This is a genomic window from Streptomyces sp. JH14, assembly GCF_029428675.1.
GTDB lineage: Bacteria > Actinomycetota > Actinomycetes > Streptomycetales > Streptomycetaceae > Streptomyces.
Genome location: NZ_JAJNEL010000001.1, coordinates 2166602 through 2180854, shown reverse-complemented (window position 1 = coordinate 2180854; position 14253 = coordinate 2166602). Strand labels below are relative to the sequence as shown.

11 protein-coding genes are annotated in these 14253 nt (G+C 68.3%); 10 read left to right on the top strand and 1 reads right to left on the bottom strand.

Annotated features, from left to right (window positions below):
- Window positions 1-5 precede the first annotated feature (5 nt).
- Complete coding sequence (gene clpX, locus LRD69_RS09850; RefSeq protein WP_277326182.1) at window positions 6-1304, top strand: ATP-dependent Clp protease ATP-binding subunit ClpX; 1299 nt, start codon at window positions 6-8, stop codon at window positions 1302-1304.
- 76 nt (window positions 1305-1380) lie between these two features.
- Here the strand turns inward: clpX and LRD69_RS09845 are convergent, their stop codons facing one another.
- Entirely contained in the window at window positions 1381-2406 is a 1026-nt protein-coding gene (locus LRD69_RS09845) for a hypothetical protein (RefSeq protein WP_277326181.1), read from the bottom strand.
- Between the two features lie 138 nt (window positions 2407-2544).
- On the opposite strand from LRD69_RS09845, the gene LRD69_RS09840 reads away from it, so the two are divergent.
- The 9 genes from LRD69_RS09840 to rodA all read left to right on the top strand — a co-directional run bounded on the left by LRD69_RS09840 (window position 2545) and on the right by rodA (window position 14237).
- On the top strand, window positions 2545-5166 hold the full coding sequence (locus LRD69_RS09840; RefSeq protein WP_277326180.1) for a valine--tRNA ligase: 2622 nt from the start codon (window positions 2545-2547) through the stop codon (window positions 5164-5166).
- 130 nt (window positions 5167-5296) lie between these two features.
- On the top strand, window positions 5297-6820 hold the full coding sequence (locus LRD69_RS09835; protein WP_277326179.1) for a folylpolyglutamate synthase/dihydrofolate synthase family protein: 1524 nt from the start codon (window positions 5297-5299) through the stop codon (window positions 6818-6820).
- A gap of 4 nt (window positions 6821-6824) precedes the next feature.
- Window positions 6825-7184, top strand: coding sequence for a DUF4233 domain-containing protein (locus tag LRD69_RS09830; RefSeq protein ID WP_277326178.1), 360 nt, complete (start codon window positions 6825-6827; stop codon window positions 7182-7184).
- A gap of 97 nt (window positions 7185-7281) precedes the next feature.
- Complete coding sequence (gene ndk / locus LRD69_RS09825; protein WP_277326177.1) at window positions 7282-7695, top strand: nucleoside-diphosphate kinase; 414 nt, start codon at window positions 7282-7284, stop codon at window positions 7693-7695.
- A 292-nt stretch (window positions 7696-7987) separates the two neighbouring features.
- Window positions 7988-9007 (top strand): rod shape-determining protein, encoded by a 1020-nt coding sequence (locus LRD69_RS09820; protein WP_277326176.1) that lies wholly within the window; start codon window positions 7988-7990, stop codon window positions 9005-9007.
- A gap of 113 nt (window positions 9008-9120) precedes the next feature.
- The gene (gene mreC, locus LRD69_RS09815) at window positions 9121-10140 is read left to right on the top strand and encodes a rod shape-determining protein MreC (RefSeq protein WP_277326175.1); all 1020 of its coding nucleotides are present in this window, start codon (window positions 9121-9123) and stop codon (window positions 10138-10140) included.
- A gap of 20 nt (window positions 10141-10160) precedes the next feature.
- Entirely contained in the window at window positions 10161-10823 is a 663-nt protein-coding gene (gene mreD, locus LRD69_RS09810) for a rod shape-determining protein MreD (protein WP_277326174.1), read from the top strand.
- Window positions 10824-10884: 61 nt separating this feature from the next.
- Window positions 10885-13047, top strand: a complete 2163-nt coding sequence (gene mrdA / locus LRD69_RS09805; protein ID WP_277326173.1) for a penicillin-binding protein 2 — start codon at window positions 10885-10887, stop codon at window positions 13045-13047.
- Window positions 13047-14237, top strand: a complete 1191-nt coding sequence (gene rodA / locus LRD69_RS09800; RefSeq protein ID WP_277326172.1) for a rod shape-determining protein RodA — start codon at window positions 13047-13049, stop codon at window positions 14235-14237. Before mrdA ends, rodA begins: the two co-directional genes overlap by 1 nt.
- Window positions 14238-14253 lie beyond the last annotated feature (16 nt).

Below are 14253 nucleotides of genomic sequence, written 5' to 3'. Positions count from 1 at the left end.
ACCTCGTGGCACGCATCGGTGATGGCGGCGACCTGCTCAAGTGCTCGTTCTGCGGAAAGAGCCAGAAGCAGGTGAAGAAGCTCATCGCGGGACCCGGTGTGTACATCTGCGACGAGTGCATCGATCTCTGCAACGAGATCATCGAGGAGGAGCTCGCGGAGACCTCCGAGGTGCGGTGGGAGGAACTCCCCAAGCCGCGCGAGATCTACGAGTTCCTCGAGGGGTACGTCGTCGGTCAGGAACCCGCGAAGAAGGCCCTCTCGGTCGCTGTGTACAACCACTACAAGCGGGTCCAGGCGGGCGAGAACGGCGGCGCGCAGGGCCGCGACGACGCCATCGAGCTGGCCAAGTCCAACATTCTGCTGCTGGGCCCGACGGGCTCCGGCAAGACGCTCCTCGCGCAGACGCTGGCCCGCATGCTCAACGTTCCGTTCGCCATCGCCGACGCGACGGCGCTGACGGAGGCCGGCTATGTCGGCGAGGACGTCGAGAACATTCTGCTGAAGCTGATCCAGGCCGCGGACTACGACGTCAAGAAGGCCGAGACCGGGATCATCTACATCGACGAGATCGACAAGGTCGCCCGCAAGAGTGAGAACCCGTCGATCACCCGTGATGTCTCCGGCGAGGGCGTCCAGCAGGCGCTGCTGAAGATCCTGGAGGGCACCACCGCCTCCGTGCCGCCGCAGGGCGGCCGCAAGCACCCGCACCAGGAGTTCATCCAGATCGACACGACGAACGTGCTGTTCATCGTGGGCGGTGCCTTCGCGGGACTGGAGAGGATCATCGAGTCGCGGGCGGGAGCCAAGGGCATCGGCTTCGGCGCGACGATCCGCTCCAAGCGCGAGATCGAGGCGAGCGACCAGTTCCAGGAGGTCATGCCGGAGGACCTGGTGAAGTTCGGGATGATCCCCGAATTCATCGGCCGCCTCCCCGTGCTGACCTCGGTGCACAACCTGGACCGCGAGGCGCTGCTGCAGATCCTCATCGAACCGCGAAACGCGCTGGTGAAGCAGTACCAGCGGCTGTTCGAACTCGACGGCGTGGAGCTGGACTTCGACCGCCCGGCCCTGGAGGCCATCGCCGACCAGGCGATCCTGCGCGGCACCGGGGCGCGTGGCCTGCGGGCCATCATGGAAGAGGTGCTCCAGTCCGTGATGTACGAGGTACCGTCCCGCAAGGACGTCGCCCGTGTGGTCATCACGGCGGACGTGGTCCGCAACAACGTCAACCCGACGCTGGTCCCGCGTGAGCCGCGCACGATCGGCAAGAACGACGGCGGCCGCCACGAGAAGTCTGCGTAGCGGCTGCGGCAGGGACAGACGCGTGAAGGGGCGCCCGGCCGGTCGGCCGGGCGCCCCTTTCCCTGTCGCCGCGTGATCAGATCTTGGTGCGGGACGTGTTGTAGAGCTTGGCGGTCAGGGTGGCCACGTCGTCCTGGGACATGCCCTTGCCGGCCATGGAGAGTGCCACGTCGACACCGAGGACGGTGCCGACCGTGCTGTAGTCGGCCCAGACGCAGACCGGGACCTCGAACTCCTTGGGGCCCTTGGCGGCGGTGCCGTCCCCTTCCTTGTTGGTCACCTTCATGTTCTGGCACTTCATCAGCGCGCCGTCGAATCCGGCAGGAGTGACGGCCGTGGCGCTGCCGACGAGCTTGACCTCCGTCTCCTTGTCGCCCTTCGTGAGGTCCGACTCCGCGTTGTTGAAGGCGTTGTCGATGACCTTCGCCGGGTCGGTGACATCGCCCCAGATACCGGAAAGGGTCACGGTCTTGAGGGCGAGGGGATTCTCGGTGGAACCGGCCTGGTAGGTGGCGCCGGTCTCCTGGGGGTTCTTGATCCCCATGTTCTCGGCCTTGGTCTTGTTGGCACCGGTCAGCGGCCCCGACGGCGCAGACTCGCCGGGGGACTTCTTGTAACCGTCCAGCGTGGCAGCCGGCGTCAGCTTGTAGCCCTTCGTGCTGTCCGCGACATCACTGTTGCTGGCGCCGCCCGACGTCAGGAAGTACGCCCCGCCCGCGATGACCGCGAGTGCGACCACGACGACACCGATGATCAGGCCGGTCTTCTTCTTCCGGGGTTCGGGAGGCATCGGCACCTGGCCGCCGTAGGGAGCCTGCCCGTACTGCTGCTGGCCCTGCTGCTGGCCGTACGGGGGCTGCTGGCCGTACGGACCCGGCTGCTGGCCCTGCGGGTAGCCGTAGCCCGGCTGCTGCGGAACGCCCTGGGGGGTCTGCTGCGGGTATCCGTAACCCGGCTGGCCGCCCTGCGGCGGGGGACCGCCGTACGGGCCCGGTTGCTGGCCGTACGGTCCGGGCTGACCCTGCGGCGGCTGGCTGCCGTACGGTCCGGGCTGACCCTGCGGAGGCTGACCCCCGTACGGGCCCGGCTGGTTGTAGCTCATCTGCGCTGTCCCCTCCAGAATGTTTATGCGTTCCGAACATCCTGTCGGAAGCCCCGCCGGCATGGGGCACCGGGAGCGGCACCGTTACTGAACAAACCGGTTTCAGTGCACGACTGTGACGGCCCTAAACTGTCCCTCGTGACCGAGAACACTCAGCAGCAGCCAGCCAGCAACCCCGAACTGCCGACCCAGTACGCGCCGGCCGATGTAGAGGGGAAGCTGTACGAGCGCTGGGTAGAACGCGGGTACTTCGAAGCGGACGAGCACAGCGACAAGCCGCCGTACAGCATCGTCATCCCGCCGCCGAACGTCACCGGGTCCCTCCACCTGGGCCACGCCTTCGAGCACACGCTGATCGACGCCCTGGTCCGCCGCAAGCGCATGCAGGGCTATGAGGCGCTGTACCAGCCCGGCATGGACCACGCCGGTATCGCCACCCAGAACGTCGTCGAGCGCGAGCTCGGCAAGGAGGGCAAGTCCCGCCACGACCTGGGCCGTGAGGCCTTCGTCGAGCGCGTCTGGCAGTGGAAGGAAGAGTCGGGCGGCCAGATCTCCGGGCAGATGCGCCGCCTCGGCGAGGGCGTCGCCTGGTCGCGTGAGCGGTTCACCATGGACGAGGGCCTGTCCACCGCCGTCCAGACCGTCTTCAAGCAGATGTACGACGACGGGCTGATCTACCGCGCCGAGCGCATCATCAACTGGTGCCCGCGCTGTCTCACCGCGATCTCCGACATCGAGGTCGAGTACCAGGACGACGACGGCGAGCTCGTCTCCATGACGTACGGCGAGGGTGACGCGACCATCGTCGTCGCCACCACCCGCGCCGAGACGATGCTCGGTGACACCGCGGTCGCCGTCCACCCCGACGACGAGCGCTACAAGCACCTGGTCGGCACCCGGATCAAGCTGCCGCTCACCGACCGCGAGATCCCGGTCGTCGCCGACCACCACGTCGACCCCGCGTTCGGCACCGGCGCCGTCAAGGTCACGCCCGCGCACGACCCGAACGACTTCGAGATCGGCAAGCGTCACGACCTGCCGTTCCTCACGGTCATGGACGAGCGCGCCGTCATCACCGTCCCCGGCCCCTTCGAGGGACTGGACCGCCTGGAGGCCCGCTCCGCCATCGTCGGCGCGCTGCGCGCCGAGGGCCGCATCGTCGCCGAGAAGCGTCCGTACCTCCACTCCGTCGGCCACTGCTCGCGCTGCAAGACCACCATCGAGCCCCGGCTGTCCCTCCAGTGGTGGGTCAAGGTCGCCCCGCTCGCCAAGGCGGCCGGTGACGCCGTCCGCGACGGCAAGGTCAAGATCCACCCGCAGGAGATGGAGAAGCGGTACTTCGACTGGGTCGACAACCTCCACGACTGGACGATCTCGCGCCAGCTCTGGTGGGGCCACCGGATCCCCGTCTGGTACGGCCCGAACGGTGAGGTCGTGTGTGTCGGACCGGACGACGAGGTCCCCACGGGCGAGGGCTGGACGCAGGACAGCGACGTCCTGGACACCTGGTTCTCCTCCGGGCTGTGGCCGTTCTCCACGCTCGGATGGCCGGAACAGACCGACAGCCTCGCGAAGTTCTACCCGAACTCCGTTCTCGTCACCGGCTACGACATCCTCTTCTTCTGGGTCGCCCGGATGATGATGTTCGGCCTCTACGTCAACGACGGCACCCCGCCCTTCGAGACCATCGTTCTGCACGGCATGGTCCGTGACGAGTTCGGCAAGAAGATGTCGAAATCCTTCGGCAACGTCGTCAACCCGCTGGACTGGATGGACAAGTACGGCTCCGACGCCCTGCGCTTCACCCTGGCGCGCGGCGCCAACCCGGGCGTCGACGTCCCGATCGGCGAGGACTGGGTCCAGGGCTCCCGCAACTTCGCCAACAAGATCTGGAACGCCACGCGCTTCGCGCTGATGAACGGCGCCACGATCGAGGGCGAACTGCCCGACCCGTCGCAGATGTCCGCGACGGACCGCTGGATCCTGTCGAAGCTCAACAAGACGGTCGCCGAAGTCGACGCGTTCTACGACGACTTCCAGTTCTCCAAGCTCAGCGAGGCGCTCTTCCACTTCGCCTGGGACGAGGTCTTCGACTGGTACGTCGAGCTCTCGAAGACCACGTTCTTCGCGGGCGGCGAGCAGGCCAAGGTCTCCGGCCGGGTCCTCGGCGAGGTCCTCGACGTGATGCTGCGGCTTCTGCACCCGGTCGTCCCGTTCGTCACCGAGACGCTCTGGACCTCGCTGACCGGCCGCGAGTCCGTCGTCATCGCCGACTGGCCGAAGGACTCCGGCTTCCGCGACGAGGCCGCCGAGCAGGAGATCGCGCTGGTCCAGCAGGTCGTCACCGAGGTCCGCCGGTTCCGCTCCGACCAGGGCCTGCAGCCCGGCCAGAAGGTCCCGGCCGAGCTCACCCTGACCGGCACCGCGCTCGCCCCGCACGAGGCGGCCATCCGCCAGCTGCTGCGCCTGCAGCCCGCCGGCGACGGCTTCCACGCCACCGCGTCCCTGCCGGTCGCCGGAGCCACCGTCGCCCTCGACCTGTCCGGCACGATCGACGTCGAGGCCGAACGCAAGCGCCTGACGAAGGACCTGGGCGCCGCCGAGAAGGAGAAGGCCCAGGCCAACGCGAAGCTCGGCAACGAGGCGTTCCTGGCCAAGGCACCGGACAACGTGGTCGACAAGATCCGTACCCGGCTCGCCAAGGCCGACGCGGACATCGCGCGCATCACCGCTCAGCTGGCGAACCTGCCGCAGAGCTGATGACCTGAGGGCGGAGTCCCCGTACCCCTGACCGACCAGGGGTGCGGGGGCTTCGCCGTTCAGGTGCCCATTCGTGACCCTTGCCCGGGCCCTGCACCGGATGTCCGACCCGGTCCGTAGACTGGGCCCCGTGAGTGAGCCCCGCCCTTCCGACCGGCACGACGCGTCCGATTCCGACGACACCTTCGCGGAGATCGTCGGCGAAGAGACCCAACGCGACCCCGACCTGGCGGTGATCGAGGCCGGGAGCCGCACCCTGCGCACCACCTCGGGACCCGTTCCCGGTGACGAGGTCCCCGCCCGCCCCGCCAATCCGGAGGTGGACAAGGCGCTGCGCGCGGTGGAGCAGGAGCTCGCCGGCCGCTGGGGCGAGACCAAGCTCGAACCCTCGGTGTCGCGCATCGCCGCCCTGATGGACGTGCTCGGTGAGCCGCAGCGCGCGTATCCCTCGATCCACATCACCGGTACCAACGGCAAGACCAGCACGGCCCGCATGATCGAGTCGCTGCTCGGCGCCTTCGACCTGCGCACCGGCCGCTACACCTCGCCGCACGTCCAGTCGATCACCGAGCGGATCAGCCTGGACGGCTCGCCGATGGATCCCGAGCGGTTCATCGAGACGTACCAGGACATCAAGCCGTACGTCGAGATGGTCGACGCCCAGCAGCCCTACCGGCTCTCCTTCTTCGAGGTGCTGACCGGCATGGCGTACGCGGCCTTCGCCGACGCCCCGGTCGATGTCGCCGTCGTCGAGGTCGGCATGGGCGGCAGCTGGGACGCGACGAACGTGATCGACGGCTCCGTCGCCGTCGTCACCCCCATCTCCCTGGACCACACCGACCGGCTCGGCGCCACGCCGGGCGAGATCGCGGGTGAGAAGTCCGGAATCATCAAGCAGGGCGCCACGGTGATCCTGGCGCAGCAGCCGGTCGACGCCGCGCAGGTCATGCTGAAGAAGGCCGTGGAGGTGGACGCCACGGTCGCCCGCGAGGGCATGGAATTCGGTGTCGTCTCCCGCGAGATCGCGGTCGGCGGCCAGCTCCTGACGCTGCGCGGCCTCGGCGGCGAGTACGAGGAGATCTTCCTCCCGCTGTACGGCGCCCACCAGGCGCACAACGCGGCGGTGGCGCTCGCCGCGGTCGAGGCGTTCTTCGGTATCGGCGCCGAGCGGCCCGGTGGGCTCGACATCGACACGATCCGCCGGGCCTTCGCCTCGGTGCGCTCGCCCGGCCGCCTCGAAGTCGTACGGAGCAGCCCGACCGTCGTCCTGGACGCGGCCCACAACCCGTCGGGTGCCCGCGCCACGGCCGACGGGCTGTCCGAGGCGTTCGGCTTCTCCCGGCTGATCGGCGTGGTCGGTGCCAGCGGCGACAAGGACGTCCGGGGGCTCCTCGAAGCCTTCGAGCCGATCTTCGCCGAGGTCGTCGTCACGCAGAACTCCAGTGGGCGTGCGATGGACGCCGACGAACTGGCCGCGGTCGCGGTCGAGGTCTTCGGCGGTGACCGCGTCCAGGTCGAGCCCCGCCTCGACGACGCGCTGGAGGCGGCGATCACACTCGCCGAGGAGGAGGACGAGTATGCGGGCGCCGGAGTGCTCGTGACCGGCTCCGTGATCACGGTCGGCGAGGCCCGGCTGCTTCTGGGAAGGCACTGACCCTGTGCGTACGCTCTGTGCATCGACGCTGATCGGCGAGTTCTTCGTGATCGGCTTCGCCGGACTCGTCGCGATGAAGTCCGGCGACCTGTCGACCGCCACCGTCTGGACGGTCTGCGGCATCGGCATGCTGCTGTCCGTGCTGCTCTGCGGCGTGATCACCCGTCCCGGCGGTGTACAGCTCGGCTGGGCGCTGCAGGTGGCGCTGGTCGCCAGTGGGTTCTTCGTTCCGATGATGTTCATCCTCGGTGTGGTCTTCGGCGCCCTGTGGTGGGCGTCCGTGCACTACGGGCGCAAGATCGACGAGGCGAAGGCCCGCTGGGCGGCGCAGCAGGCGGCCACCGAGGCCCCGGCCGCCGGCTGAAGCAGGACGGGCCCGCCGGGCAAACCCGGCGGCCGGTCCGTTTGCGCACCCCTGTAATCTCGCCTCACCGCACCCGTATGCCTTCAAGGAGCCGCACATGACGCAGCGCACCCTCGTCCTTCTCAAGCCCGACGCCGTCCGGCGCGGGCTGATCGGCGAGATCGTCGGCCGGATCGAGCGCAAGGCCGGCTGGCAGGTCACCGCGCTGGAGCTGCGCACGCTCGACCGTGCGACCCTGGAGCAGCACTACGCCGAGCACGTCGGCCGCCCGTTCTACGAGCCGCTCGTCGAGTTCATGCAGTCCGGCCCGGTCGTCGCCCTGGTCGCCGAGGGCGAGCGGGTCATCGAGGGCGTCCGCGCCCTGACCGGCCCGACCGACCCGATCGCCGCCGCGCCCGGCTCGATCCGTGGCGACTTCGGCACGATCACCCGCGAGAACCTCATCCACGCCTCGGACTCCGAGGAGTCCGCGGAGCGAGAACTGAAGCTGTTCTTTCCGGGACATTTCTGACCTCGGATCAGCCGAACAGAGCTGATGACCTGGGGCGACCGAATTAATTCGGTCGCCCTTCGGCATATGCTGCCCGATCGCGGGAACGCATCCCTCCGACGCAGCGTCACCATGAGTGGAACGGCCACCCGTTCCGCCCACACTGGCGAAGGCCCCTCGCGCGGTGTCCGTGCACACGGCACTACGATGGAATCTTCCACGCCCGCAGCGCTCACCTCGCCTACCACAAACAAGCCGCAACAGCTTTCTTGGGAAGGCCCGACGCATCCTCATGGGGAACAAGGGGAACTCAATGTCGTTCATCGGCCGTGACATGGCTATCGACCTCGGGACTGCCAACACGCTGGTGTACGTCAGGGGGCGCGGCATCGTTCTGAACGAGCCGTCCGTCGTGGCCATCAACACCAACACCGGCGGCATCCTGGCGGTCGGTTCCGAAGCCAAGAAGATGATCGGGCGTACACCGGGCAACATCGTTGCCGTACGGCCCCTGAAGGACGGCGTGATCGCCGACTTCGAGATCACCGAGCGGATGCTCCGCTACTTCATCCTGAAGATCCACAAGCGCCGCTACCTGGCCCGCCCGCGCGTCGTCGTCTGCGTTCCCTCCGGCATCACCGGGGTGGAGCGGCGCGCCGTCATCGAGGCGTCGACGCAGGCCGGCGCGCGCCAGGTGCACATCATCGAGGAGCCCATGGCCGCGGCCATCGGTTCGGGTCTGCCGGTCCACGAGGCCACCGGCAACATGGTCGTCGACATCGGTGGCGGCACCACCGAGGTGGCCGTCATCTCGCTCGGCGGAATCGTCACTGCTCAGTCGATCCGGACCGCCGGCGACGAGCTGGACAACGCGATCATCCAGCACATCAAGAAGGAGTACTCGCTCCTCCTCGGTGAGCGGACCGCCGAGCAGATCAAGATCACGATCGGCTCGGCGTACGACATGGACAAGGACGAGCACACCGAGATCCGGGGCCGCGACCTGGTCTCCGGACTGCCCAAGACCGTGGTCGTCTCCGCCGCCGAGGTCCGCAAGGCCATCGAGGAGCCGGTCAACGCGATCGTCGACGCCGTGAAGACGACGCTCGACAAGTGCCCGCCGGAGCTCTCCGGTGACGTCATGGACCGCGGCATCGTCCTCACCGGCGGTGGCGCGTTGCTGCGCGGACTGGACGAGCGGCTGCGCCGTGAGACCGGTATGCCGATCCACATCGCCGAGGACCCGCTGGACTCGGTGGCGCTCGGATCCGGCAAGTGTGTCGAGGAGTTCGAGGCGCTCCAGCAGGTGCTGGATGCCCAGCCCCGCAGGTAGTCACCTCAGGGGATGCAACACAGCGTTCCGCCGTACGGGCGTTGCCGCCCCGTACGGCGCATCGTTGATATACAGGCACGAAAATTCCGACGAGGAAGGCACGGCCGCCGCACGTGAGGGACACACGAGAGAGCCGGCTGCTCCTGGTTCTGCTGATCGCCATCGCATTCGCTCTGATCACGGTGGACATCCGCGGCGGCGAGGGGTCACCGGTGGACGGCGCCCGGCGGGCCGCCGCAACGGCCTTCGGGCCGGTCGAGAACGGCGTCGCGGCAGCCGTGGATCCGGTGGGCAACGCCATAGGGGCGATCCGGGCGTCCGGCAGACGGCATGACCGGATCGCCGCCCTGGAGCAGCAGAACGCCGCGCTGAAGACGAAGCTCGGCAGCGACGACCGCAACCGGAACCGGGTCCGCGCACTCGACAAGATGCTGAAGACGTCGGCCGCCGGGCAGTACGGCATCAAGGCTGCCGAGGTCGTCGCGATAGGAGCGGCCCAGGGTTTCTCCTGGACCGTCACCATCGACGCCGGTTCCCACGACGGAATCAAGCGCGACATGACCGTCATCAACGGCGACGGGCTCGTCGGCCGGGTCACCACCGTCGGCCCGGACACCGCGACGGTGCTCCTCGCCAACGACCCCGACTTCACCGTCGGCACCCGCATGGAGAAGACCGACGAACTGGGCTTCGCCACCGGTCAGGGCGACCGCCCGCTGTCCGTCCAGTTCCTCAACGGCAAGGCCAAGGTGAAGAAGGGCGACCGGTTGGTCACCTTCGGGTCCAGCAAGGGCAAGCCGTTCGTGCCGGGCGTCCCGGTCGGCGAGGTCGTCCGCGTCGACCCGTCGGGCGGTGCCCTCACGCGTACCGTCTACGTCCGCCCGTTCGTCGGCTTCACCAAGCTCGACATCGTCGGCATCGTCGTCCAGGCACCGCGCGAGGACCCCCGCGACCTGGTCCTGCCGAAGAAGCCGAAGAAGCCGGAGAAGCCGAAGCCCACTCCGACGGTCACGGTCACGATCTCGCCCAACGGCGACATCGTCGACACCAGCGGAAGGGTGGTCGGGAACATCAAGGGGACCCCCAGCGGCAGCCCGAACCCCTCCGGATCCACCGGCAACACGGTCAACTAGCAGAGGCAGAGCTGATACCCATGCGCTTCAACCGGACTCTGCTCTCCACCGCTCTGGTCGTGATCGCCCTCGTCGTCCAGGTCTCCGTACTCGCCCGCCTCCAGCTCCCCGGCGCCGTACCCGACCTGCTGCTCCTCGTCGTCCTCGGCCTGGCCTTCGTCTACGGACATGTCGCCGGCGCGCTGATCGGCTTCGGCGCGGGACTCCTCGCCGACCTGGCACCGCCCGCCGACCACGCCGCCGGACGGTATGCCCTGGTCCTCTGCGTCATCGGCTACGTCGCCGGACTCATCCGGCCGGAGAACGGCCGGCTCAAGTCCGCGTTCGTCCCGATGGTCGCGGTCGTGGCCGCCGCGATCGGTTCGACGCTGCTGTACGCCCTCGTCGGCGCCCTCGTCGGGGACACCGCCGCCCGCCATGTCGGCCTCGGCAGCCTGCTGTTCACCGCCGCGGTCTACGATCTGCTCCTCGCGCCGTTCATCGTTCCACTGATCATGGCGCTCGCCAGACGCACCGAGAACGACCCGCTCTCCGAATCCTCCAGCGGCGGCGACCTGGCGGCAGGCTGGCTCTCCTCCGGCACCGGACTCAGCGTCGGCGGCCAGCGCGGCGGACTGCGCGTGAGGGCCGCCCGCAGCCGCGCGGCACGGGCGGGACGGATCAAGGGAGTCAAGCGACTGTGAGGCTGCACCTTCCGGGGGACGTCCCCCGGACCGCCGGACCGACCACCACCGGGGGCACCGCGTGAGCAACATTCCGGAGACGGGCCGGACCCAGCGGGTCCAGATCCGCCTCATCATCATCCAGGTCCTCGTCTTCTCCCTGCTGCTGACGCTCGGCGGCCGCCTCTGGTACCTCCAGATCCGCAACGGCCAGGAGTACACCGACGAGGCGAGGAACAACCACGTCCAGCAGGTCGTCCAGCCCGCAGTCCGCGGCTCCATCCTCGACGCGCGCGGGGTGCCCCTCGCCGACAACGAGACCCGGCTCGTCGTCTCCGCCAGCCGCACCGAACTGCTGAAGATGGACGACGACGGCAAGGGCGTCCTGACCCGGCTCGCCGATGTGCTCGACATGAAGCCGAAGGACGTCTTCGACAAGGTCCGGCTCTGCGACGCGAAGACCCCGCAGCCCTGTTGGAACGGTTCGCCCTACCAGCCGATCCCCGTCACCGACGAGGCCACCACCCAGCAGGCCCTGCAGATCCGCGAGCGCGCCGAGGACTTCCCCGGCATCACCGCCGAACCCACCGCCGTACGCCGCTATCCCGCACCCGGCAAGTCCAACACCGCCCAGGTCCTCGGGTATCTCTCACCCGTCACCGACGAAGAGATCACCAAGGCCCAGGACACCGACTCGCCGTACCTCCGCTCCGACCAGGTCGGCCGCTCCGGCCTGGAGCGCACCTACGACAAGGAGCTGCGCGGCAAGGCCGGCGTCACCCGCTACGAGGTCGACAACCTCGGCCGCGTCATCGGCCAGGCCAAGAACGACCAGGCGGAACCCGGATCGACCGTCGTCACTTCCATCGACGCGCGCGTGCAGGCCCTCGCCGAGTACGAGCTGAACGACGCGATGAAGGTCGCCCGTACGCAGTTCGACAAGAACACCAACGAGAACTACAAGGCCGACTCCGGCGCCGTCGTCGTCATGGAGGCCAAGACCGGCCGCGTCGTCGCGATGGCCTCGCTGCCGAACTACGACCCCAACGCCTGGGTCGGCGGCATCTCCGGCAAGGACTACGCCAGGCTCACCGGGAAGAAGTCCAACTTCCCGCTGCTCAACCGCGCAATCCAGGGGCTGTCGGCACCCGGCTCCACGTTCAAGGTCGTCTCCACGGCCGCTGCGGTCCAGGCGGGTTACGACTTCGACGGGCACTACCCGTGCACCAGCTCGTACTCCGTGGGCGGCCAGGTCTTCAAGAACTTCGAGTCCGAGAACTTCGGCCCCATCAGCCTCGGCCGGGCCCTGGAGGTCTCCTGCGACACCGTCTTCTACGGGCTCGCCGACGCCCAGTGGAAGAAGGACGGCGGCATCCACCCCAAGAAGCCGAAGGACTGGTTCTACCGGACCGCCCACGAGTTCGGTCTCGGCAAGGAGACCGGCATCGACCTGCCCAACGAGGTCAGCGGCCGCATCCCCGACCGCCAGTGGAAGAAGGACTACTACAAGGTCAACAAGGACGCCTGGTGCAAGCAGGGCAAGAAGGACGGCACCTACGTCGAGAAGATCGCATACGAGAACTGCCTCGAAGGCAACATCATGCGCGAGGGTGACTCCATCAACTACTCCATCGGCCAGGGCGACACCCTCGTCACGCCGATCCAGATGGCCGCGATCTACTCGGCGGTCTCCAACGGCGGCACCCTGTACACCCCCACCGTCGGTAAGGCGATCATCAGCCCCGACGGCAAGCACGTCCAGGAGATCAAGCCGAAGGCGCACGGCAAGCTGCCGATCTCGCGGAAGACGCGCGACAAGATGGACGAGGCGTTCGCGGGAGTCGCGACGCGCGGTACGGCCGCCTGGCGATTCGGCGGCTGGCCGCAGGACAAGATCCCGATGCACGCCAAGACGGGTACGGCCGAGGTCTACGGCAAGCAGACGACCTCGTGGTTCACCACCTACACCAAGGACTACTCGATCGTCATGACGATCTCCCAGGGTGGTACGGGCTCCGGCGCCTCCGGGCCCGCCGTCCGCAAGATCTACAACGCGCTCTACGGCCTCGACGACTCCGGCAAGCAGGACCTCAAGAAGGCGCTGCTGCCCACCCCGCAGAAGTCACTGCCCAAGATCCAGCACGACGGCTCGATCTACGCCCCGGAGATCAGGCCGTACGACCCGGAGTCGCAGAAGACCCCGGAGGCGCAGACACTCGCCGCGGTACTCGGGAGGCGTGACTGATGTCCGGCTTCTCCGTCTCGCGATACGCTCCCGAGCGCTCCGTCTGGAGCAAGCTCACCGCCCGTGACTCCGTCGTACGGCGGCTCGACTGGCCGCTGCTCGGCTCCGCCATCGCGCTCTCGCTCATCGGCACCGCCCTGGTCTACTCGGCGACCCGCGGCCGGGACGCGCTCACCCACGGTGACCCGTACTACTTCCTCCTGCGGCACGCCCTCAACACCGGCATCGGCTTCGCCCTGATGGTCGGCACGATCTGGCTCGGCCACCGCACCCTGCGCGGAGCCGTGCCGATCCTCTACGGCCTCTCGGTGCTGCTGGTCCTCGCGGTGCTCACCCCGCTCGGCGCCACCGTCAACGGCGCCCATGCCTGGATCATCATCGGCGGCGGCTTCTCCCTGCAGCCGTCCGAATTCACCAAGATCACCATCATCCTCGGCATGGCGATGATCCTCGCCGCCCGCGTCGACGCGGGCGACCAGCTGCACCCCGACCACCGGACCGTCGCCAAGGCCCTGGGCCTCGCGCTCCTCCCGATGCTCATCGTCATGGGAATGCCGGACCTCGGCTCCGTCATGGTCATGGCCGTGATCGTCCTCGGCGTACTCCTCGCCTCCGGAGCGTCGAACCGCTGGGTCTTCGGCCTCCTCGGGGCCGGCGCGGCCGGCGCCGTCGCGGTCTGGCAGCTCGGCCTGCTCGACGAGTATCAGATCGCCCGCTTCGCCGCCTTCGCCAACCCGGCACTCGACCCGGCAGGCGTCGGCTACAACACCAACCAGGCCCGCATCGCCATCGGTTCCGGCGGACTCACCGGCACCGGCCTCTTCCAGGGCACCCAGACCACCGGCCAGTTCGTCCCCGAGCAGCAGACCGACTTCGTCTTCACCGTCGCCGGTGAGGAACTCGGCTTCCTCGGCGCCGGGCTCATCCTCGTCCTGCTCGGCGTCGTCCTGTGGCGCGCCTGCCGGATCGCCCGCGAGACCACCGAGCTGTACGGCACGATCGTCGCCGCCGGAATCATTGCCTGGTTCGCCTTCCAGTCCTTCGAGAACATCGGCATGACCCTGGGCATCATGCCGGTCGCCGGACTCCCGCTGCCGTTCGTGTCGTACGGAGGGTCCTCGATGTTCGCCGTCTGGGTGGCCATCGGACTGCTCCAGTCGATCAGAGTGCAGCGGCCGATGTCGGCCTGAGCGGCCGGTGTATCCG